Origin of the sequence: Kitasatospora sp. NPDC093806 (assembly GCF_040683335.1) — a bacterium.
GTDB lineage: Bacteria > Actinomycetota > Actinomycetes > Streptomycetales > Streptomycetaceae > Kitasatospora.
The window spans coordinates 93,493-115,156 of the sequence record NZ_JBFBDO010000001.1; the positions used below are offsets into that span (position 1 = coordinate 93,493).

The 21,664-nt window shown below is 74.2% G+C and carries 14 protein-coding genes; 4 read left to right on the top strand and 10 right to left on the bottom strand.

What is annotated here, in order from left to right; translation table 11 throughout:
* Positions 1-53 precede the first annotated feature (53 nt).
* Together AB0N76_RS00455 and AB0N76_RS00460 are read right to left on the bottom strand one after the other, a co-directional pair.
* Positions 54-545 (bottom strand): NUDIX hydrolase, encoded by a 492-nt coding sequence (locus AB0N76_RS00455; RefSeq protein WP_363551956.1) that lies wholly within the window; start codon positions 543-545, stop codon positions 54-56.
* Between the two features lie 62 nt (positions 546-607).
* The gene (locus AB0N76_RS00460; protein ID WP_363551958.1) at positions 608-1,057 is read right to left on the bottom strand and encodes an SRPBCC domain-containing protein; all 450 of its coding nucleotides are present in this window, start codon (positions 1,055-1,057) and stop codon (positions 608-610) included.
* 125 nt (positions 1,058-1,182) lie between these two features.
* On the opposite strand from AB0N76_RS00460, the gene AB0N76_RS00465 reads away from it, so the two are divergent.
* The gene (locus tag AB0N76_RS00465; protein ID WP_363551960.1) at positions 1,183-1,581 is read left to right on the top strand and encodes an STAS domain-containing protein; all 399 of its coding nucleotides are present in this window, start codon (positions 1,183-1,185) and stop codon (positions 1,579-1,581) included.
* Here AB0N76_RS00465 and AB0N76_RS00470 read toward each other — a convergent pair.
* From AB0N76_RS00470 to AB0N76_RS00480, 3 genes are all read right to left on the bottom strand, one after another.
* Entirely contained in the window at positions 1,468-2,490 is a 1,023-nt protein-coding gene (locus AB0N76_RS00470) for a sigma-70 family RNA polymerase sigma factor (protein ID WP_363551962.1), read from the bottom strand. The two genes, AB0N76_RS00465 and AB0N76_RS00470, sit on opposite strands and share 114 nt — an antisense overlap.
* A gap of 171 nt (positions 2,491-2,661) precedes the next feature.
* Positions 2,662-2,934: a hypothetical protein gene (locus tag AB0N76_RS00475; protein ID WP_363551964.1), complete on the bottom strand. Its 273-nt coding sequence runs from the start codon at positions 2,932-2,934 to the stop codon at positions 2,662-2,664.
* A gap of 159 nt (positions 2,935-3,093) precedes the next feature.
* Entirely contained in the window at positions 3,094-3,360 is a 267-nt protein-coding gene (locus AB0N76_RS00480; RefSeq protein WP_363551966.1) for a UBP-type zinc finger domain-containing protein, read from the bottom strand.
* Positions 3,361-3,650: 290 nt separating this feature from the next.
* Between AB0N76_RS00480 and AB0N76_RS00485 the strand changes: the two genes are divergently transcribed.
* Positions 3,651-6,134 (top strand): lysylphosphatidylglycerol synthase transmembrane domain-containing protein, encoded by a 2,484-nt coding sequence (locus tag AB0N76_RS00485; RefSeq protein WP_363551968.1) that lies wholly within the window; start codon positions 3,651-3,653, stop codon positions 6,132-6,134.
* 9 nt (positions 6,135-6,143) lie between these two features.
* Here the strand turns inward: AB0N76_RS00485 and AB0N76_RS00490 are convergent, their stop codons facing one another.
* Positions 6,144-6,335, bottom strand: a complete 192-nt coding sequence (locus AB0N76_RS00490; RefSeq protein ID WP_363551970.1) for a hypothetical protein — start codon at positions 6,333-6,335, stop codon at positions 6,144-6,146.
* Positions 6,336-6,548: 213 nt separating this feature from the next.
* Between AB0N76_RS00490 and AB0N76_RS00495 the strand changes: the two genes are divergently transcribed.
* Positions 6,549-7,193, top strand: a complete 645-nt coding sequence (locus AB0N76_RS00495; RefSeq protein ID WP_363551972.1) for a methyltransferase — start codon at positions 6,549-6,551, stop codon at positions 7,191-7,193.
* Positions 7,190-7,759 carry a TrmH family RNA methyltransferase gene (locus tag AB0N76_RS00500; RefSeq protein WP_363551974.1) on the top strand — a complete coding sequence of 190 codons (570 nt, stop codon included), beginning with the start codon at positions 7,190-7,192 and terminating at the stop codon, positions 7,757-7,759. The genes AB0N76_RS00495 and AB0N76_RS00500 overlap by 4 nt, the downstream gene beginning before the upstream one ends.
* A 42-nt stretch (positions 7,760-7,801) precedes the next feature.
* On the opposite strand, the gene AB0N76_RS00505 is transcribed toward AB0N76_RS00500, so the two are convergent.
* From AB0N76_RS00505 to AB0N76_RS00520, 4 genes are all read right to left on the bottom strand, one after another.
* Positions 7,802-8,860, bottom strand: coding sequence for an NADP-dependent oxidoreductase (locus AB0N76_RS00505; protein ID WP_363551976.1), 1,059 nt, complete (start codon positions 8,858-8,860; stop codon positions 7,802-7,804).
* Entirely contained in the window at positions 8,857-10,623 is a 1,767-nt protein-coding gene (locus AB0N76_RS00510) for an NAD(P)/FAD-dependent oxidoreductase (RefSeq protein WP_363551978.1), read from the bottom strand. Before AB0N76_RS00510 ends, AB0N76_RS00505 begins: the two co-directional genes overlap by 4 nt.
* A gap of 62 nt (positions 10,624-10,685) precedes the next feature.
* Complete coding sequence (locus AB0N76_RS00515; protein ID WP_363551980.1) at positions 10,686-11,966, bottom strand: cytochrome P450; 1,281 nt, start codon at positions 11,964-11,966, stop codon at positions 10,686-10,688.
* Positions 11,956-21,609: an amino acid adenylation domain-containing protein gene (locus AB0N76_RS00520; protein WP_363551982.1), complete on the bottom strand. Its 9,654-nt coding sequence runs from the start codon at positions 21,607-21,609 to the stop codon at positions 11,956-11,958. The genes AB0N76_RS00515 and AB0N76_RS00520 overlap by 11 nt, the downstream gene beginning before the upstream one ends.
* Positions 21,610-21,664 lie beyond the last annotated feature (55 nt).

The window sequence follows — 21,664 nt, forward strand, 5'->3', positions numbered from 1 at the left end:
AACGCGCCCAGGGACGGGCGGGGCCCCGGAACTCCCGTGCCGCACGGAGGACTTCAGAAGCCCGACACGTGCGTGGTGACGATCCGCACCCGCCCGTCGGCCTTCGCCTCCAGTGCGGCGCGCAGCCGCAACGAGCGCGCCGGGCCCAGCAGTTCGAGCGCCTCGGCGTCGCTCGCCCAGCGGTGGGAGTCCAGTTCGCCGGCCGGGACGGTCACGGGGGTGCCGTCCGGGACGGTGCCGAAGTCGAACAGGAAGTGCCCGGCCGGATGGTCGAGTTCACCGGACGGGTGGGTCCAGGAGATCGCCAGCAGCTCCCCGGCCGACCGGACGATCCCGGTCTCCTCCTCCAGCTCCCGGGCGGCGCACTCGGCCGGCCCCTCCCCCAGGTCGATCGTCCCGCCCGGGAACTGCCAGTGCTCCCGGTACCCGGCCTTGACGATCAGGATCCGCCCGGACTCGTCCCGCAGGACGCACCCCGCCGCCGCGTAGACGCGCGGCAGCGAGGCCAACCACTCTTCACGGGACTTCAACGGTTCGGCCGGCACGGCGGACCTCCTCGATCGCGGGGCAACAGGGCCCCACTCTGCCAGCCGCGCCCGCCGCCGCTTCAGCTCCGGCCCGCGGCGCGCTCCTCCAGGTGCGCGACCAGCCGGTCGAAGGAGGAGTTGTGGCCGGCCTCGGCCTCCGGGCCCAGGTACATCGCCGGGACGTTCTCCTGCTGCATGATCACCTTGGTCCGGCCCTCGCCCAGGTCGACCAGGGTGATCCGGCCGAGGATGCCGACGCCCTCCTCCAGGAACTCCAGCAGCTCGCCCTCGCGGATGGCGGTGAACCGGCCGCGCACCGGGTACTCGTCGCCGGTCTCGTCCATCACCATCGTGCTGTCGAAGCGCCCGCCGACCTGCGGCTCGATGGTCACGGTCGCCAGCGGCACGTGGGTGCCGACCGGGCCCCAGAAGCGGACGAACTGCTCGGGCTCGACGTACGCGCGGAAGACGTCCGCCGGGGCGGCGGGCAGCTCGCGGGTGATGGTCACGGTGCCGAGGTTCTCGGTCATGGTGTCGCTGTCCTCTGTTCGAAGTGTGCGCCGCTCGGTGCCGCGCTTTCGAAGAGTTAGACCGGGGGCTCATCGGAAACTCATCGCTCCTCGGCGAAGTTTTCCAAAAAACTTCGGACCGGCCGATGAGAGCGGTCCGCCCGGCCGGTCTCAGCTGTGTGAACACCGAATCCAAGGACCTCACCTGCGACCTGGCCGCCCTGCGCACCGCCGACCTGGCCGTCGTCGACGCCCTGGCCCGGCTCAAACGCGCCGCCGCCCGGCACGGCGTCCGGCTGGCCCTGCGCAACGCCGGCGGCCCGCTGCGCGAACTGATCGCGTTCAGCGGGCTGGCCGACGTCCTCCCGGTCGACGGGGGCGGCCTCCCGATCGACGGGGGCGTCCTCCCGGTCGAACCGGACGGCGCGGGGCTACCCGACCTCGGGCAGCTCCTGCCCGGCCGCCAGCCGCGGCGGCAGCCCGAACAGCGGGAACAGCACATCGGTGTCGAGGAAGTTGGTGAGCCCCGTGATCCGGCCCTCTGACACCTCCACCACGATCAGCGCCCACGGCTCGTGCCCGCCCTCCGCACCCGGCCGGTACTGCGCGAACGCCGGGCTGCCGTTGGCCGTGACCGGCACCAGCCGGGAGCCCCGGCAGCCGCAGCCCGGGCCGAGCATCCAGTCGCGGATCTCCCCGCGCCCGGCCAGCCACATCTCGTACGGCGGCATGTTGAGCGTGACGTCCTCGTGCAGCAGTGCCGCCAGGCCGTCCATGTCGTACGCCTCGAAGGCGGTGACGTACCGGGCCAGCAGCGCCTGGTGGTCCTCGTCCAGGACGGGCGCCGGCCGGGCGGCCGCGGGGTCGGCGGCGATCGCGGCCCGGGCCCGCTGGAGCGCGCTGTTGACCGAGGCGACGGTGACGCCGAGCAGCTCGGCGACCTCGTTGGCCCGCCAGCCGAACACCTCGCGCAGGATCAGCACGGCCCGCTGCCGGGGCGCCAGCCGCTGGAGCATCGCGACGAAGGCCAGCCGCACCGACTCGCGCTGCGCGGCCACCTCGGCCGGGTCCCCGCTCTCGGGCAGCACCCGGCCGTCCGGCGCCGGGCCGATCCAGTGCACCTCGGGCAGCTGGGCGCCGGAGGCGGTGGCCACGGTGGACGGGCCGGAGAGGTCCATCGGACGGGCCCGGCCGTTGCGGCCGTTCAGCGCGTCCAGACAGACGTTGGTGGCGATCCGGTAGAGCCAGGAGCGCAGCGCCGCCCGGCCCTCGAAGCCCCGGTACCCGCGCCAGGCCCGGACCATGGTGTCCTGCACGGCGTCCTCGGCCTCGAAGACGGAGCCGAGCATGCGGTAGCAGTAGCCGGTGAGTTCCGTCCGGTACCGCTCCAGCTGGAGCTCGACCGGCTCCTCGGTCACCGACTCGGTCACCGACCCGGTCACCGAATCCGTCATCAGCTCGGCCATCGCCCTGCCCCCAATGTCACCGCTCCGTCGATCGGCACGAAGGTACCGCAGGCCACCGACAACGCCACCGATCCCCCCTGGCCACCGTCCTGACACGAGCTCAGGGCGGTGACCAGGGCGGCGACCAGGAGGGCGGGACAGTCGGTGCGCTCAGTGCCCTCAGTGCGCGCTGTGCTTCTCGGCGCCGCGGTGGCGGTGGCCCTTGAGTTCGGCGTGCTGCGCGGGCGCGGAGTGCATGACCGCCGCCCCGGAGTCCCGGCCGCCGTGCCGGAAGGCGGACGTGCTCGCGTACGCGCCGGCGCCGGCCTGTGGACCGCCGCCGCCCAGCCGTGGCGGGACGGGGGTGGGGCTCATCGCCATGCCCCGCCGTTCGAGCAGTTCCTGGGTGCCACGGCGGAGCTTGTGGGTGCTGCCGGGTGTTCGCTTGGTCATCGTCGGCCTCCCTTCGGCGGCCCCGCCGGCCGGACGGACGTCGACCCGATCGTCGGACGATCGCCGGACGTCGGCCGGGGGCCGTACAGGTGTACGGGCATACGGGCCTTATGTCCCGATTGGCCCTGGATTACACCTCAACCCATGACCGCCGGGACGTCAACCCATGAGCTCGTGGACGTAGCACCAGCGCCAGTCCTCACCCGGCTCGTAGGACCGGATCACCGGATGGGAACTGTTGTGGAAGTGCGCGGTGGCGTGCCGCTGCGGCGAGAAGTCGCAGCAGCCGATGTGGCCGCAGTCCAGGCAGACCCGCAGATGCACCCAGTCCCGGCGCCCCTGCGCCAGGCAGTCGGCGCAGCCGTCCGCCGGCGGCAGGGCCGCGATGTCCCGGGGTGCGGCGGCGAGGTCTTCGCAGGCGCTCATGGACGCAGAGTAGTGACGCCCGGCCCGGCCCGCGCCCCGAGACACGCCCCGGCCGGACGGCCCCGCATGGGAGCATGCCATCCGTGGTCAACGTGACGGGGAGAACGAGCAGCGGCACCCGCGGTGCCCCCACCGCCGACGGGGTGCCCGCTCCGGCGACGGCACCGACGACACCGACGGCGGCACCGTCATCGGCACCGTCATCGGCACCGACGGCGACACCCGCGACCACCGAGCAGCACCCGCCGACACCCCCCGGCATAGCCCGCACCGGCCGGGTCCGGCAGCCCGTGGCGCTGATCCGGCTGCTGGCCGGCCTCGCCGCGATCGCCCTCACCCTGCTGCTCGCCGACTACGCCCGCGCCACCACCAACGGCATCGCCGCCGACGTCGCCGACGCCGCCCGCCTGGTGCCGCACCCGCTCGGCGGCCTCGCCACCGGCCTCACCACCGCCGCGCTGCTCCTCGTCCCCGGCTACTCGGCCGCCCGCCGGCTGCTCGACGGCACCCGCGACCGCCGGCACGTCCTCCAGCACCTCGCCGACGGCCTGCTGGCCGCCGTCCTGGCGTACGGCGGCTCGCTCGCCCTCGACCTCTGGATCGACGGCTCGGCACCGTTCTCCCTGGTCTCCGCGCTCACCCAGCCGCTGCCGGGCGACCCGCTCACCCACACCGAGCCGGTGTACGGCTACCTCGCCCCCGTCCTCGCCTTCCTCATCGCCTCCGGCGCCCGCGAACGGCGGGTGCCCCGGATCGCCCTCACCCTCGCCGCCCTGGCCGGGCTGGCCGGCGGGGTCGCCACCCCGACCGCCCTGCTGCTCGGGCTGCTGATCGGCTGGACGGCCGCCCACGGCACCCGCTACGCCGTCGGCGCCCCCAACCCGACGCCGGGGCCCGCGCAGCTGCTGCACACCCTGCGCGGGGCGGGCCTGCGCCCGGTCGCCGCCACCCCGGCCGGCCCGGACCGCTACCTGGTCCGCCAGACCTCCGGCCGCCCCGAACTCGACGTCCAGCTGCTCGACCGGCAGGCGGTCACCGCCGCCCTGGTGCAGCGGGCCTGGCGCCGGCTGCGGCTGCGCACCGCCCCGCACCCGCGCGCCCTGCGCTCGCTGCGCACCGGGCTGGAGCACGAGGCGCTGGTCTCCTACGCGGCCGTCGCCGCCGGGGTCCGCACCTGCCGGATCGCCGCCACCGCCGAGCTCGGCCCGGACACCGCGCTGGTCGCCTACGAGCGGCTGCCCGGCCGCACCCTGGACGAGCTGGCCGACGAGGAGCTCACCGACGCGCTGCTCGCCGACGCCTGGGGCCAGCTGGCGCTGCTCCAGCGGCGGGAGATCTCGCACCGGGCGCTGGTGCCGTCCGCGCTGCTGGTGGACGGCGCCGGGGCGGTGCACCTGCTGGGCTTCGCGGACGGCGACATCGCGGCCAGCGAACTGGTGCTGCGCGCCGACATCGCCCAGCTGCTGACCACGCTGGCCCTGCGGGTCGGCGCCGAGCGGTCGGTCCGCGCGGCGGTGGCGGTGCTCGGCCCGGACGCGGTCGGCGCGGCGCTGCCGCTGCTGCAGCCGATCGCACTGGCCCGGGAGACCCGGCACGCCCTCAAGCGGGCCGCCGCCGCCCGCCGCACCGCCGCCGTCCCCGCCCGGCCCGACAAGGCCGGCGCCCGGCACGACAGCACCCCCGCCCAGCGCGGCAGCACCCCGGCCCAGGGGGACAAGGCCCCCGGGCGGCACGACCAGACCCCCGCACCGGCCGGGCCCGTCCAAGACCTGCTCGACGAGATCCGCGCCGAGGTGCTCCGCAGCCGCCCGCAGGCGCCGGTCCGCCCGGTCAAGCTGGAGCGACTGCGCCCCCGCACCCTGCTCGTCGTCGTCGGCGGCGTGGCGGCCGGCTGGCTGCTGCTGCCCCAGTTCTTCGTCAGCGAGCAGAACCCGATCGCCGCCGTCGCCGACGCCGACCCGTTCTGGCTCGTGCTGGCCCTGCTCGCGGCCGCCGCCAGCCACGTCGTCTCGGCGATGGGCTTCGTCGGCTTCGTCCCGGAGCGGCTGGACTTCCGCAACGCCGTGCTCGTCCAGCTGGCCGGCTCCTTCGTGAAGCTGGTCTCCCCCGGCGGGGTCGGCGGCGTCGCCCTGAACACCCGCTTCCTCCAGCGGGCCGGCATCCCGACCGCGCAGGCGCTGTCCAGCGTCGGCGTCGGCCAGCTGCTCGGCCTGGTGCTGCACCTGCTCCAGCTCGGCGCCTTCGTCTACCTGACCGGCGTGGAGCCCGGCGGCTCGGAACTGGACGCGCTGCCGACCGTGGCCGGCGGCCTCGCGGTGGCGGGCGCCCTGCTGGCCGCGGTCTGGGCGGTGCCGCCGGCCCGGCGCTGGCTGGCCGCGCGGCTGCGGCCGCTGACCACCGAGGTGCTGCCCCGGCTGGTGGAGCTGCTGCGCAACCCGGGCCGGCTGGCGATCGGCTTCACCGGTCAGCTGCTGGTGTCGATCACCCTGATCACCTGCCTGTACTGCTGCGCCCGGGCGGTCGGGCGGGAACCGGCCTTCGCCTCGGTCGGGGTGGTGTTCCTGGTCGGCAACGCGGCCGGCAGCGCGGCGCCGACGCCGGGCGGGGCCGGGGTCGTGGACGGCATGCTGGCGAAGGGGCTGGAGCTGGTCGGCTCGATGGAGGGCGGCGGGGCGCTGGCCGCCGTCGCGCTCTTCCGACTGCTCACGCTCGTCCTGCCGGTGCTGCCGGGCTGGGCGGCGTTCGGCTGGCTCCAGCGCCGCGGGGCGCTGTAGCTGCGGGGACTACTCCCGGTACTCGTCCTCGTCCAGCTGGACGACCCGGCTCTGCTCCGCGACGTCCGCGACGTCGGTGGCCGGGTCCGCGCCGAGCGCGCGGCGCTCGGCCAGCTCGTCGTACTCGTCCTCCTCCGCCGCTCCCTCCGGTTCCACGGCCTCGTCGACCTCGTCCAGGTAGTCCTCGTGGTTCTGCGGCATGGCGTCCGTCCTCGCTGTTCGGAGGCTCCCCCCGGCCCGGTGGGGGTACTGGAAGTATCCGTCGGCGGCCGCCCGGGCGCGACGGCGGCCGCGCCGTACGGGCCGTGCGCGCGGACGGGCCTCCCGGCCACCGGGGTACGATCGGTGCCGTACCAGCAGGGCTTACCCACACCTCCCGGTGGCCCCGAGGCCCTTACGAACGACGGGGAAACCATGTCCGGCTCGCACTACTTCAGCGGTGCACCCGAGGTCGCCAGCGAGCGCCGTCCGATCACGGTCACCCTGCCGGACCTCACCCTGGAACTGACCACCGACGCGGGCGTCTTCTCCCGCACCCGGCTGGACCCGGGCACCCGGATCCTGCTGGAGCACGCCCCGCCGCCCCGGGTGCGCGGCCCGATCCTGGACGTCGGCTGCGGCTACGGCCCGATCGCGCTGACCTGGGCGACCCGGCGCAAGCGGCTCCCGGTCTGGGCGGTGGACGTGAACAACCGCGCCCTGGAGCTGGTCCGGCACAACGCCGAGGCGCTGGGGCTGGGCAACGTGCAGGCCGCGCTGCCCGAGGAGGTCCCCGCCGACCAGCGGTTCGCGGCGATCTACTCCAACCCGCCGATCCGGATCGGCAAGGCGGCGCTGCGCCGGCTGCTGGAGCAGTGGCTCGGCCGGCTCACCCCGGACGGTTCGGCGTTCCTGGTGGTGCAAAAGCACCTGGGCTCGGACTCGCTGCAGAAGTGGCTGAACGAGCAGGGTTACCCGACCACCCGTGTGGCCTCGGTCAACGGGTTCCGGATTCTGGAAGCGCGGCCCCGCCCGACGGCGGGCGAGGGCCCCGAGAGTGGACGAGGGACGACGTCGTGAAGCAGCTCCGCGGGACCGAACTGAAGCGGCTGCACCGCTCGTGGCGGCGTGGCAACGAGTTCCGGCTCGCGATGATCCTGGAGAACCTCCAGTCGCCGTTCAACGTCGGCTCGATCGTCCGGACCGCCGCCGCGATGGGCGCGGAGAAGCTGTACCTCACCGGCGACACCCCCTCGGTGCGCTCCTCGGGCGCGCAGAAGGCCGCGATGGGCACCGACAAGTACCTGAAGGTGGAGCACTTCCCCACCGTCGCGGACGCGGTGGCGGCGGCGAAGGGCGACGGCTTCAAGGTGGTCGGCCTGGAGCTGGCGGACGAGGCGGTGCCGATGTTCGCCGCCGAGCTGACCCCGGCGGTCGCCTTCGTGCTGGGCCACGAGGACCGCGGCGTGACCGCCGACGCGCTCGAACTCTGCGACCAGGTGGTGTTCGTGCCGCAGCTGGGCCGGGTCGGCTCGCTGAACGTCTCCGCCGCCGCGACGGTGGCCTGCTACGAGGCGCGCCGCCAGGGCTACGCGCTCACCGGCACCCCGGACAGCTCCGACGCCGGCGGCCCGGACGAGGACTGACCGGTCTGCCCGGGCGGGCGTTCCCGCCCGCCCGGGACCGGCTCACACCTCGACCAGCACCTTGCCCCGGTTGGCCTCCCGGTCCAGGTAGAGGCTCCGGTAGGCCCGCGGGATCTCGTCGAACCCCTTGTGCACGGTTTGGTGGTAGCGGATCTCCCCGCTGCGGACCAGCCCGCCCAGCTCCCGGTGCATCCGCTCCAGCAGCGGCTCGGTGAACCACTCCTGGGCGAAGATCCCGCGGATCGTGGTGCGCGGGAACATGATGTACGGCAGCAGCCGGGGCCCGGTCAGCTCGCCGTTCACCGTGGTCGCCCACTGCCAGCAGACCGCCACCTTGCTGTCCACGTTGAGCATGGTGAACACCGCGTCGGTGATCGTGCCGCCCAGGTTGTCGAAGTACCGGTCGACCCCGTCCGGCGCGGCCAGCAGCAGCGCTTGCCGGGCCTTCTCGGCGTCGTCGGTCTGGTCGTAGCGCACCACGTCGTCGAAGCCCAGCTCGCGCAGGTACTCGGCCTTGCCCGGCGAGGCGGTGGTGCCGACCACCCGGCCGGCCCCGGCCCGCTTCGCCAGCTGGCCGACCAGGGTGCCGATCGAGCCGGAGGCGCCGCTGATCACCACGGTGTCGCCGGGCCGGACGTCCAGGAACCAGGAGAGCGTGCCCCAGGCGGTCATCCCGGGCGCGCCCATGATGCCGAGCGCGGTGGAGACCGGCAGCCGCTCGTCGTACCAGGCCGGGTCGAGCCGGCGGTAGGCCGGGAAGACCATCGGGAAGATGCCGGTCTTCCACAGCTCCTCGGCGCCGTTGTGGACGACGTGGCTGCGCCAGCCGCCGAAGCCCTGCACCAGGTCGCCGACCCGGAACGCCGCCTCCGGACCGGCCTCCACCACCTCCATGATCGAGTCCGCGCCCATGTGGTGGCCGATCGGCGTCTCCAGCGCCAGGCCGTTCTGGTACGGGTCCACCGAGACGTACCGGGTGCGGAACAGCATCTCGTCCGGGGCCAGGTCGATCCCGACCTCCTCGACCACCTTCTCGTAGACCCGGTTCACATCGGGCACGCCGTCCAGGTGCTCCCGGACGACCCACTTCTCGATCCTCATGCCAGCGCTCCCGTCTCCACGTTCTCCACGTCGCTTCCACTGTCGGTACTCGTCCCGGCCTGCTCCGGCACCCGGCCCACCGGGATCAGCAGGTGCGTCGGCGGCGGCGCGCTGCGGTCGATCTCGGCGGTGAACTCCAGCCCGTCGTCCCGGCAGATGAACTGCACGACGTGCCGCCCGGCGGCGGCCGCCCGGATCAGCCCGCCGATGGTCGCCCAGACTCCGGAGAGGTAGAAGTCCGAGAGCCCGGGCAGCACCGGACCGCTCTTCTTGATCTCCTCCTCCACCGTCTCCGCGCCCTCCACGAAGGGGTTCCAGCCCGGGAAGGTGCCGTCGTAGACGCCGGTGTAGCGGACCTGGGTGAGCGGGGTGGACACGTCGGCCACCGCCACCGCGTCCTTGAAGCCGGGGAACCGCTCGTCCAGGAAGCCGACGATGCCGTTGCGGACCCGCCGCTTGGCCGCCATGTACTCCCGGCCGTGCTTCACCGGCAGGGTGTGCAGCTCCTCGCCGCGCCGCACCCGGGAGGACTGCTCCGGGCCCTCGTGCAGCGCCCGCCACGGGCCGATCTCGGAGAAGTACGTCGCGAACACCACCGTCGACTCGCGCGGCGCCAGCTCCGGGTAGTGCCGGGTGCGGAACTGCACGTTCATGGACGGGCAGCGGATCCCGGTGAGCTCCGCCGACTCCCGCTCCGACAGCAGGTAGGTGGTGCACGGGTCGCCCTCCGGGAAGGGCTTGCGCAGGCCCAGGAAGAGCGACACGTAGCCGGGCGACAGCTGGCCCGGCTCGTCGATCAGCGAGGTGTACAGCCTGCGGTAGGTGTCGTTCAGGTACTTGCCCTTGAGCAGCTTCATCACCGTGGTGTGGCCGTCGGCGGCGGAGACCACCACGTCCGCGCGGAACTCCCGGCCGTCGCTGAGCCGCACGCCCACCGCGCGGTCCCGCTCGACCAGGATCTCCTCGACCTTGGCGTTGTAGGTGATCTCCCCGCCGAGCTTGCGGTACCGCTCCTCGATCGACCGGGCCAGCCCGAGCGAACCGCCCTCGGGCACCCCGGCCGCCTGGTTGGCGTGCGAGGCGAGCTGGAAGTAGAACGGCAGCACCGGGAAGGCCGGGTGCTTCTCGTACAGGATGAAGTTGAACGCCTCGCGCAGCAGCGGGTCCCGGAACCGCTGGGCGTAGTCGGTCATCAGCACCGTGATCGACTTGCGGATGGTGTTGAAGTACGGGAGGAAGGACGCCAGCATCCGCCAGCGCTCCAGCCGGCCCATCAGGCCGACCGGCTTGAGGAACGGGTAGACCGCCAGCGCCTTGCGGAAGGTCCGGATGCCCGCGCAGAACTCCCGGATCGGCGCGGCGTCGGCCGGGGAGAGGCCGAGCAGGTGCGCCTCCAGCCGGTCCGGGTCGGAGTAGAAGCGGACCGCCCGGCCGTCCCGGCCCCGGACGATGTTGAACACGTCGAAGTGCCGCATCTCCTTGCCCTGGAGGGCGCCGAGTTCGAGCCAGATCTGGTACATCTCGTTGCCCGGGCCGTTGCCGAGCAGCCAGCTGATGCACCAGTCGAAGGTGAAGTCGCTGCGGTCCCAGCCGGTGCAGGAGCCGCCGGGGATCTCGTGCATCTCGAAGATCCTGGTCCGGTAGCCGTTCATCCGGGCGTAGCACCCGGTGGAGAGGCCGCCCAGACCGCCGCCGACGATGATCATCGTCTCCCGGCGGGGTCTGGTACCGCCGTCCTTCGTCATCACAGCCCTCGTCGTCATGCCAGCCTTCCTCGTCGGTCCGTGGGTGGTGCCTCGGGTGGCGCCTCGGGTGTTCACGGTGCTCACCAGGCGATCGGGAGCGCCTGGAGGCCGTTCACCATCGCGTCCTGCTTCCAGCGCAGTTCGGGCTCGGGGACGGCCAACCGCAGGCCGGGCAGCCGGGTCAGCACCCGCTCGATCGCCACCTGGAGCTCCAGCCGGGCCAGGTGGGCGCCGATGCAGTAGTGCACGCCGTGGCCGAAGCCGATGTGCGGGTTGACCGGGCGGTCCAGGTCCAGCCGCTCCGGCTCCTCGAACACCTCCGGGTCGCGGTTGGCGGCAGCGGTGGCGATCATCACCGCCTCGCCGGCCCGGATCACCACGCCGCCCAGCTCCACGTCGGCGGTCGCGTACCGGGGCAGACTGAAGCCGGTGAGCAGCGGCACGTACCGCATCAGCTCCTCGACCGCCCGCGGGATCAGCTCGGGCCGCTCCCGCAGCCGCTTCGCCTCCTCCGGGTTCACCAGCAGTTGGTGGAAGAAGTTGCCGATCTGGTTGGTGGTGGAGACGAAGCCGGCGATCAGCAGATCGCAGGCGATCGAGAGCAGCTCCTCCTCGCTGATCAGCCCCTGCTCCCGGCAGGCCCGGACCAGTGTGGTGAGCAGGTCCGGGCCGGGCTCGCGGCCGCGCAGCTCCAGCACGCCGGCCATGTGGTCGATGAACGCCCGGCCCTCCACGGCCAGCACCTCGGCGGGCGTGACGGCGGAGAGGACCGTCTCGGCCCACTCCCAGAGCATCCGGTGGTCCGCGGCCGGGATGCCGAGCACCTCGCAGATGATGGTGGTCGGCATCGGGATGGCGAAGTCCTCGACCAGGTCGGCCGGCTGACCGGCCGCCACGATGGCGTCGAGCAGTTCGTCGGCCAGCTCGCGGGCCCGCTCGCGCAGCCCCTCGACCCGGCGGGCGCTGAACTCCCGGGCCACCAGCGCGCGCAGCCGGGTGTGCTCGGGCGGCTCGGTGGAGAACAGGCCGGCCCCGGTGCGGGCCACCGGGCGCATCCGGGGCTGGTCCTCCCCCATCGCGGCGGCCAGGCTGAACCGCGGGTCGGCGAGCACCGTGCGGACGTCCTCGTACCTGGTCACCAGCCAGGCGTCGTCGCCGTACGGCATCCGGATCCGGATCAGCGGGCGCTCGCGCAACTCGGCGTAGCGGGGGTCGAGTTCGAGCCCGTTCGGCTCGAAGGGGTAGGCCAGCGGCGGCTCCGGCCGGCCGAGCGCGGACGGGTCCGCCTCCCGCGCGGGGACGGGCAGGCCGGGGGCGGGCGCGTTGGGCACGGGCAGGCCGAGGGCGGTCTCAGGACGCATGGGCGGTGGCTCCGGTGAGGATCGACCGGGCGAGCCCGGCGTTGTGGGCGATGAAGTCGCGGTCGAGCATCTCGGCGTGGGTGCCGAAGCCCTGGAAGACCGCCGTGCGGGTGGCCGAGCTGCCGTGCCAGGCGCCGTGCCGGCCGGCGTCGTAGAGCGCCACCTTCTCGTCGTCCGAGATCACGCTGAGCGCGGCGGTGACCACCCCGAGGTTGGGCGTGCGGCTGCAGAACCGCAGGTAGTCCCGGGCCTGTTCGCGGGTCTCCTCGGCGACCGCGGTCGAACCGGTGTGCCGCCGCAGGTGCTCGGCCAGCTCCCGCTCGAAGGCCTGGACGTGCTCGTCGGCGAGGTCGAAGGACTCCGGGATCCGGTGCGAGTCCATGATCACCACATTGGGCACCGCCCGGCCGCGCCGCTCCAGCTCCTTGGCCACCTCGAAGGCGAGGTTGCCGCCGAGCGAGTAGCCGAGCAGCGCGCACGGCCCCTCCGGCTGGAGCGCCTCCACCAGGTCCGCGTACCGGTCGACCTTGTCGTCCCCGGTCACGTAGTTGAAGGCGATCATCCGGTACTCCGGCAGGTGCGCCGCGAACTGCCGGTAGACCAGGCCGTGCCCGCCGGCCGGCGGGAAGCAGAACAGCGTCTGCTGCTGCTCCTGGTTGAACCACAGGTACGGCTGGGCGCCCTCGATCCGGCCGGTGATGATGTGCTCGACGGTCTTCGCCATCCCGTGCAGGGTGGTGACCTTGAACAGCTGGCTGACCGGGATCCGGATGTTGAGCTCGGCCTGCAGCCCGTGGATCAGCTCGATCAGCTTGATCGAGGAGCCGCCGGACTCGAAGAAGTCGTGCTGGAGGCCCGGCTCCTCGATGCCCAGGAGAGCCCGCCAGTGCTCGGCCATCCGGAGCTCGTAGAGGGTGACCGGCGGCTCGACCGCCTGCTCGTCGGCGTCCGTCCGGGGCTCGGGCAGCGCGGCCGTGTCGACCTTGCCGTTGGCGGTCAGCGGCAGCGCGGCCAGCTCGACGAAGTGCGCCGGGATCATGAAGGTCGGCAGGTAGCTGGCCAGGTGGCGGCGGAGTTCGCGCCGGTCCAGCACCCGCCCGGGCGCGGGCACGCAGTACGCGCAGAGCACGTGCTCGCCGCCGCGGTCCGGCCGGACGGTGACCACCGCCCGCTCCAGCTCGGGCCAGGCGGCGAGCTGGGTCTCGATCTCGCCCAGCTCGATCCGGTGGCCGCGGACCTTGATCTGCGAGTCGGCCCGGCCGAGCAGGTGCACCCCGCCGTCGGCGTCCCAGCAGGCGAGGTCCCCGGTGCGGTAGAGCCGGACCGGCTCGGTGCCGTCGGCGCCGCCCAGCGGCAGGGTGGCGAAGCGGCGGGCGGTCTGCTCCTCGTCGCCCGCGTAGCCGAGCGCCACGCCGTCGCCGCCGATCCACAACTCGCCGGTGACGCCCGGCGGGACGGGCCGGCCGTGCGCGTCCAGCAGGTGGAACGAGCTGTTCGGGAACGGCCGCCCGATCGGGACCATCCGGCTCGGCTCCAGCCCGTCCGCCGGGCCCTCGAAGTAGGCGCTGTCGATGGTGGCCTCGGTCAGGCCGTAGGAGTTGACCAGCCTGGTCTGCGGGCCGCACAGGGCCCGCAGCCGCTCGTACTCCTCGACCTTCCAGACGTCCGAGCCGACCACCAGCAGCCGCATGAACGCCAGGTCCCGGCCGGTCCGTTCACAGTGGTCCAGCACGGTGCGGACCACGGCCGGGACGAACTCCGCCGCGTCCACCCGCTCGGCGCGCATCACCTCGTCCAGCCGGGCCGTGTTGAACAGCAGCTCCCGGCCGACCAGCACCAGGGCGCCGCCCGAGCAGAGCGCGCGGACCACGTCGCCGGTGAACACGTCGAAGGACGGGCTCGCCATCTGGAGGTGCACCCGCGCGTCGGTGTCCAGCCGGTACTCGGCGCGCCAGGCCTGGTACGCCGAGGCGAGGTTGCCGTGGCCGACCCGGACGGCCTTGGGACGGCCGGTGGAGCCGGAGGTGTAGATGACGTAGGCCGGGTCGTCCAGCGCCACCGGAACGTCCTCGAACCCGCCGTCGCCGCCGCCGAGTTCGGCGCCGTCGAGTTCGGCGGTGGTGACCAGCCGGGCGGGCAGCCCGCCGAGCCGCTCCCGGTCGTCCCCGACCAGCAGCCCCGCGCCGGCGTGCTCGACCATGTACGCCAGCCGGTCCACCGGGTGCCCCGGGTCCAGCGGCAGGTACGCGGCCCCCGTGCGGAGCACCGCGAGCAGGGCGACGATCAGCTCCGGCGACTTCTCCAGGCAGAGCGCCACCACCGTGCCCGGCCCGGCGCCCAGCGCGCGCAGCCGGGCCGCCGCCCGCCCGGACCGCTCGGCCAGCTCGCCGTAGCTCAGCCGGGCGGTCGGCCCGGACTCGGCCGGCGCCACCACCGCGGGCGCCGCCGGATCGGCCGCCGCCGCCCGCAGCACCAGCTCGTGCACCGGCTCCCGGTAGGGCACCCGGCGGTCGGCGCCGCTCCACTCCCGGAGCACCACCGCCCGCTCCTCGCGGCCCAGCAACTCCAGCCCGGTGGCGGCCCGTTCCGGCCCGGCGGTGGTCAGCGCGGAGAGCAGGTTGACGTAGTGGCCGGCCAGCCGGGCCATCGTCGCGGGCAGGAAGAGGTCGGTGTTGTACTTGAACACGCAGTGGAAGCGGCGCTCGGCCTCGTCCTCGTAGGCGGACAGGGTGAGGTCGAACTGCCCCTCCTCCTCCGGGAGTTCGATGTACTCCAGGTGGTAGCCGTACTTCTCGGTGGCCACCTTGTGGTGGAGCAGGATGAACATCGCCTGGAAGACCGCCGAGCGGCTCGGGTCGTGCTGCAGCCCGAGCTTCTCCACCAGCAGCACGAACGGGTACTCCTGGTGGTCCAGCCCGCCCAGCACGGTGGTCCGCACCCGGTCCAGCAGCTCGGCGACGGTCGGCTCGCCGGCGAGCGAGACGTGCAGCGGCAGCGGGTTCACGAAGTAGCCGTAGACGCCGGCGAACTCCTCGTCGGTGCGGCCGGTCACCGGGCTGCCGACGATGACGTCGTCCTGGCCCGCGTAGGCGTGCAGCAGCAGGTAGTAGGCGCCGAGCAGCACCATGAACACGGTGACGTTGTGCTCGCGGGCCAGCGCGTGCACCCGTGCGCTCAGCTCCTCGTCCAGCACGAAGAACTCGGAGGCCCCGTTGTGGGTCTGCACCGCCGGGCGCGGCTTGTCGGTGGGCAGGCTGAGTACCGGGACCTCGGCCGGCAGGTGCGAACGCCAGTAGTCGAGCATCCTCGGCGCCTCGCGGCCGGCCAGGAAGGCGTTCTGGCGGTTGAGGAAGTCCAGGTAGCGCGCGGTCACCGGGGGCAGCGCGGGCGGACGGCCCTGCCGCAGCCCCTCGTAGACGGCGAGCAGCTCCTCGATGAAGGTGAAGGTGGAGATCGCGTCCGAGACGATGTGGTGCACCGCCTTCATGATCACCCAGCGGGCCGGACCGCGCCGGAACAGCCGGAACCGCACCAGCGGGTCCCGCTCCAGGTCGTACGGCCGGCGGTACTCGCGGACGATCATCGCGTGGATCTCGTCCCACTCCAGGTGCTCGACGTCGAACACCCCGAAGTCCGGCTCCACCGCGGCCGAGATCCGCTGCACCGCCCGGCCGCCGTCCAGCACGAAGTTGGCCCGCAGGCTCGGGTGGCGCTCCACCATCGCCCGGAAGGCCACCGCCATCAGCTCCGGCTCCAGCTCCACCCGCACCTCGACGGCGCCGCCGATGTTGTAGGCGAAGCCGTCCGGGTTGAGCTGCTTGAGGAACCAGAGCGCCTTCTGGTTCTGGGTCAGCGGGTGGGCCGACTCGTCCTCGAACAGCTCCACCTCCGCCGCGCCCTCGCCCGCCGGGTCCTCGGCCAGCAGCTCGGCCAGCGACTCGTGCAGCCGGGCCACCAGCTCGGCCACCGGCGCGTTGCCGAGCAGGGCGACGACGGGCAGGGTGGTGCCGAGTTCGGTGCTCAGCCGGGCCCGCAGCTCCATCGCCAGCAGCGAGTCCAGGCCCAGCCCGCCGAGCCCGGCGGACGGCTCGATCTGCTCGGCCGGCACCCGCAGCACGGTGGCGGCCAGCAGGGTGAACCGCTCGGTCAGCAGCGCCAGCCGCTCCGGCTCGCCGGCCGCCCGCAGGGTGTCCAGCAGGCCGGTCTGCTCGGCCGCCGGCGCGGCCTCCCGGGCGGCGGCGGCCAGGTCCGCAACCAGCGGCGGCGGGGCCGGGTACCAGGAGAGGAACACCGGCCAGTCCACCACCGTGGCCACCAGCAGCTGGGCGCGGTCCTGGCCGAGCACCCGCTCCAGCACCGCCATCCCGGTCTCCGGGGCCAGCGAGCTCATGCCCCGGCTGTGCCGGTAGTGCTCGATCAGGCCGAGCTCCTCGATCATGCCGGTGGCCCAGGGGCCCCAGTCGAGGCTCAGCGCGGGCAGACCGAGAGCCCGGCGGTGGTGGGCGAGGGCGTCCAGGAAGGCGTTCCCGGCGGCGTAGTTGGTCTGGCCGGCGGTGGTCAGCAGCGAGGCGATCGAGGCGAACAGCACGAAGTGGTCGAGCGGCTCGCCGGCCAGCTGCCGGTGCAGCGCGAACCCGCCGAGCACCTTGGGACCGTGCACGGCGTCGAAGGTCGCCCGGTCCAACTCGCCCACCAGGGTGTCCCGGACCTGCCCGGCCAGGTGGAAGACGCCGCGGATCGGCGGCCGGTCCAGCCGCCGGTACTCGGCCAGCCAGGCGCCCAGCGCGGCCTCGTCGGTGACGTCCAGCGGCGCCGGGATCGGCTCGGCGCCCAGCGCCTCCAGCTCGCGCAGGAACGCCGCGCGCTCCCCGGCCGGACTCGCCGGGTCGAGCTCGCGCCACCGCTCACGCGGCGGCAGCGCACTGCGGCCGACCAGGATCAGCCGCCGGGCCCCCCGCCGGACCAGCGTCCGGCAGAGCAGCCGCCCGAGCGCCCCGAACGCCCCGGTCACCAGGTACGCGCCGTCCGCCCGCAGACTCGGCACCAACGGCCGGCTCAACCCCTCCGCCGCCCGCAACCGGCAGGCCAGCCGCCGGCCGCCGCGCAACGCGACCTCATCCTCGTCGGCCACCGCGAACTCCCGCAGCAACGCATCCGCTTCGAGCGAGACGGCCGCCCCGGCCACGCTCGCAGCGGGGGCAGCGGAGGAGGTGGGGGCGAAGGCATCAGCGGGAGTCGCGGCGGCGGCCGAGCCGGAGGCGGGGGCCTCGGTGGGTGCCGGGTGGGCGTCGGAGGCGGGGGGCGGGGGTGGGGTGAGCGTTCCGGTGGGGCCCAGGTCGATCAGCTTGCCCTGGTGGGCCGGGAGTTCCTGGTGGCGGAGGACGCGGGTGATGCCCCAGGCGGGGGCGGCCAGGGGTTCGACGGGGTCGTCCGGGGTGGTGGGTTGGGCGGAGCGGGTGACGACGTGGAGGCGGCAGGCCGGGAGTTCGGCGGAGAGCAGAGCCGCGAGGGTGACCAGGCTGTACGCGCCCGGGGCGGTGTGGGCGGCGACGGTGGCGTGGTCGGCGGCGGCCAGTTCGGGCCGGTCGAGGTTCCAGAGGTGGACGACGGCGGCCGGGTCGGGTGCGCCGGTGGCCCGCCGGTCGGCCAGCAGTCGGGCGAGGTCGGCGGCCGAGCCGGGCGCCACGGTGGCCGGCCGGCCGCCCTCGGCGGGCCGGTAGCCGGTGCCGGGCTCCACCAGTGCGCAGCTGCCGCCGCGGGCGGTGATCCGCGCGGCGAGCGCCTCGGCGACGCCGCCCCGGTCGGCGAACAGCAGCCAGTGGTCGGGGTGTTCGGCGAGCGGGCCGGGCACGTCGGCGACGGCCGGCAGTTCGGTCCAGACCGGTTCGGCGAGCCAGCCGTCGATGGTGCCCAGGCCGACCGCGGTGGCGGCCTGTTCGACGTCGGCGGCCCGGAAGCCGGTGATCCCGCCAAGCGGCGCGCCGTGCTCGTCGTGCACCGCCAGGTCGCCGACGAGTTCGTGGCCGGCGTCCCGGGTGATCGTGGCGTGCACCCAGAGCGTCCGGTCCCCGACCGCGTCCAGCCGGACCTCCTCGATCGTGACCGGCAGCCGGATGCCCGCCCCGTCCGGGCGCCCGGCCAGCAGCTGGGGCGTCAGCAGGGTCTGGAAGAAGGCGTCCATCACCACCGGGTGCACCTGGTGGTGCTGCCCCTGCCCGGCCACCGCCGCCGTCGGACGGATCCGGGCCAGCGCCTCGCCGGGCCCGATCCAGACCTCCTCGATGCCCTGGAACGCGGGGCCGTAGTGGTAGCCGAGGGCGGCGAGCGCGGTGTAGCAGTCCGGCCCGGCGAGCCGGCGGACCGCCCGGTCGCGCACCGCCGCGACGTCCAGCGGCCGGGCGGGGCGGCGGCGCTGGCCGGGGCGGACGGTGCCGACCGTGTGCACCGTGCGGTCGGGGCCGTCGCCGGTGGCGACGGTGAAGGCGCCGTGCTCGGCGGAGAGGGTGAGCCGGACGGCCCGGCTCTCCTCGTCGGGCAGGAACAGCGCCTTGCGCAGCTCGATGCCGGCCAGCGCGGCGTCCGTGCCGCCGGTCAGCGCGCGGACGGCCTGGACGGCCATCTCCAGGTAGCCGGCGGCCGGGAACAGCACGTCGCCCTGGATCCGGTGGTCCTCCAGGTAGGGCAGCGCCTCCGCGTCCAGCCGGGCCTCCCAGGCCGGTTCGGCGCCGGGGAGGCGACGGCCGAGCAGCGGGTGGTCGACCCGCCCCTGCCGGACCTGCTCGACCGCCCGCGGCTCGACCCAGTGGCGGTCCCGCCGGAACGGGTAGCGCGGCAGCGGGACGGTCCGCCCGGCGGGCTGGAGCACCGTCCAGTCGACCTCGACGCCGAGCGTGAAGAGCTCGGCCAACGAGGCGGTGAAGGTGGCCCGTTCGTCCTCCTGGCGGCGGATCGAGGGCAGCGTGCGCAGCGCGGGCCGGTCGGCGGTGCCGGGGTGGGCCTCGACGGTCTCCTGGATCGAGCGGCCGAGCACCGGGTGCGGGCCGATCTCCAGGAACAGGCCGTAGCCGTCGTCGGTCAGCCGCTCCACCGCCTGCCGGAAGCGGACGGTGTCGCGGACGTTGTCCCACCAGTAGTCCGCGTCCAGTTCGGTGCCGTGCGCGGTGCCCGTGCGGCCGGTGAGGTGGAGCGGGACCCGGGCCGGGCGGGGCTTGAGGTCGGCGAGCGACTCCAGCAGCTCGTCCTTGATCAGCTCCATCCGGGCGCTGTGGTAGGGCACTTCGACGGTCAGCTGCCGGGCGAAGACCTGCTCGGCGGTGAGCGCGGCGGCCAGTTCGGCCAGCACGGTCTCGTCCCCCGCGAGGGTGAGCGAGCTGGGGCTGTTGACGGCGGCGACCGAGACCGCGTCCCCGTACGGGCGGAGCCGGCGCAGCGCCTCGGCCTCGGTGAGCGCGACGGCGAGCATGCCGCCGGTGCCGGCCAGCTTCTGCTGGAGCCGGCTGCGGTGGACCACGACCTTGACGGCGTCGGCCAGGTCGTAGACGCCGGCCTCGTGGAAGGCGGCGACCTCGCCGGTGGAGTGGCCGACGATCGCGTCCGGGTGGACGCCCCGGCTGCGCCAGAGCGCGGCCAGGCCGACCTGGACGGCGAAGTTGGCGGGCTGGGCGAGCCAGGTCTCGGCCATCCGGGAGTGCGCCTCGTCGGCGGCGAGCTCCTCGGTCAGCGACCAGCCGGTGAGCTCGGCGAGGTGCTCGGCGCAGCGGTCGACGGCCTCCCGGTAGACCGGTTCGGTGGCGTAGAGCCGGCGGCCCATGCCCCACCACTGCGGGCCCATGCCGGTGAAGACCCAGGCGAGCCGGCGGTGCCGGGCCTCGCGGCGGTGGCCGGTGACCACCCGATGGTGCGGTTCGCCGCGCAGGTGGGCGGTGAACGCCTCGTCGAGCGAGGCGCGGGCGGCGTGTTCGCGGGCGTCGTAGACGATCGCCAGCCGGGCGTCGTGGCGCTGGCGGCGGTGGGCGAGGGTGTGGCCGAGGTCGGCGGGGCGGGCCGGGGTGCCGCCGCGGACGCCGGCGAGCTCGGCCTGGACACCGGCGGCGAGCTCGGGCAGCGCGGCGGCCTCGCGGGCGGTGAGCGGCAGCACCGTCCAGGCGGGCTGGTCGACGGCGTCCGCCGGGGTCGCGGACGGCTCGACGGACGACTCGGCGAACGGCTCGACGGACGACTCGACGGACGGCTCGGCGACGGCCGCGGGCACCGGCTCGGGCGCGGCCTCCAGCAGCACGTGCGCGTTGGTGCCGCCGAAGCCGAAGGAGTTGACCCCGGCCCGGGCCGGGCCCCGGTGGTCCGGCCAGGGGGTGGGCTCGGTGGGGATCCGGTACGGCAGGGTGGCCGGGTCGATCGCCGGGTTGAGCCGCTCCAGGTTGATGTGCGGCGGGATCAGCCGGTGCTTGAGGGCCAGCGCGGACTTGATCAGCCCGGCCAGGCCGGAGGCCGACTCGGTGTGCCCGATGTTGGTCTTCACCGAGCCGACGTAGCAGGCGTCGCCGGGGCGGCGGCCGACGGCGAGCGCCCGGGCCAGCGCGTTGGCCTCGATCGGGTCGCCGACCGGGGTGGAGGTGCCGTGCGCCTCGACGTACTGGAGGTCGCCGGGGGTGATCCCCGCCTCGGCGCAGACCCGTTCGATGAGGGTGACCTGGGCGTCCGGGTTGGGCACGGTGATGCCGTTGGTGCGGCCGTCCTGGTTGACGCCGCTGCCGATGACGACGGCGTGGATCGGGTCGCCGTCGCGGAGCGCGTCGGAGAGCCGCTTGAGCGCGACCACGGCGACGCCCTCGGCCCGGACGTAGCCGTCGGCGGCGGCGTCGAAGGTGCGCGAGCGGCCCTGCGGGGAGAGGAAGCCGCCCTTGGTCTCGGCGATCGTGTACTGCGGGGCGATGTGCAGCAGGGTGCCGCCGGCCAGCGCGAGGTCCACCTCGCCGCGCTGCAGGCTCTGCGCGGCGAGGTGGACGGCGACCAGTGAGGAGGAGCAGGCGGTGTCGAGGGAGACGCTGGGGCCGCGGAAGTCGAAGCAGTGCGAGATGCGGTTCGACACCATGGTCATCATGGTGCCGGTGGCGGTGTGCGCGGCCAGGCCCTCGAAGGAGAGGTCCGAGAACTGGACGATCTTGTAGTCCAGGGTGAACGCGCCGACGTAGACGCCGACTTCGCGGCCGGCCAGCTCGGCGGGCCGCTGGCCGCCGTCCTCCAGTGCCTCCCAGGCCACCTCCAGCAGCTTCCGCTGCTGCGGGTCCATGTGGTCGGCCTCGCGGCCGCTGATGCCGAAGAAGGCCGGGTCGAACTCGTCGAAGCCGTCGATGTAGCCGCCGCGGCCGCCGACCAGCCGGCCGGGCTTGGCCTTGTCCCGGCTGCCGAGGGTGGCGACGTCGTACCGGCTGCGCGGGGTCTCGGTGATGCAGTCCTTGCCGTCGACCAGGTTCTGCCAGAACGACCGGTGGTCGCCGGCCCCGCCGGGCAGGCGGCAGCCGATGCCGATGATCGCGATCTTCTCGCGCCCGTGGCCGGGTCCGGCGGCGGCCGGAGCGGGCGGGGCGGCGGTATCGGAGGGGCGGGGCGAGGCCGGGGCGGTGACGAAGCGGGAATCCGTCATGGTCGAGTCCTTGGGTCGCTGCGTTCGCACGGGCGGCGGGGTGCGGGAACGCCGC

Bases quoted from the DNA above. Each gene is read 5' to 3' on its own strand.
- AB0N76_RS00470 (WP_363551962.1), bottom strand. From the start codon at position 2,490: ATGACGGATTCGGTGACCGGGTCGGTGACCGAGTCGGTGACCGAGGAG.
- AB0N76_RS00460 (WP_363551958.1), bottom strand. From the start codon at position 1,057: ATGACCGAGAACCTCGGCACCGTGACCATCACCCGCGAGCTGCCCGCC.
- AB0N76_RS00510 (WP_363551978.1), bottom strand. From the start codon at position 10,623: ATGACGACGAGGGCTGTGATGACGAAGGACGGCGGTACCAGACCCCGC.
- AB0N76_RS00475 (WP_363551964.1), bottom strand. From the start codon at position 2,934: ATGACCAAGCGAACACCCGGCAGCACCCACAAGCTCCGCCGTGGCACC.
- AB0N76_RS00520 (WP_363551982.1), bottom strand. From the start codon at position 21,609: ATGACGGATTCCCGCTTCGTCACCGCCCCGGCCTCGCCCCGCCCCTCC.
- AB0N76_RS00490 (WP_363551970.1), bottom strand. From the start codon at position 6,335: ATGCCGCAGAACCACGAGGACTACCTGGACGAGGTCGACGAGGCCGTG.
- AB0N76_RS00495 (WP_363551972.1), top strand. From the start codon at position 6,549: ATGTCCGGCTCGCACTACTTCAGCGGTGCACCCGAGGTCGCCAGCGAG.
- AB0N76_RS00480 (WP_363551966.1), bottom strand. From the start codon at position 3,360: ATGAGCGCCTGCGAAGACCTCGCCGCCGCACCCCGGGACATCGCGGCC.
- AB0N76_RS00465 (WP_363551960.1), top strand. From the start codon at position 1,183: ATGAGAGCGGTCCGCCCGGCCGGTCTCAGCTGTGTGAACACCGAATCC.
- AB0N76_RS00505 (WP_363551976.1), bottom strand. From the start codon at position 8,860: ATGAGGATCGAGAAGTGGGTCGTCCGGGAGCACCTGGACGGCGTGCCC.
- AB0N76_RS00515 (WP_363551980.1), bottom strand. From the start codon at position 11,966: ATGCGTCCTGAGACCGCCCTCGGCCTGCCCGTGCCCAACGCGCCCGCC.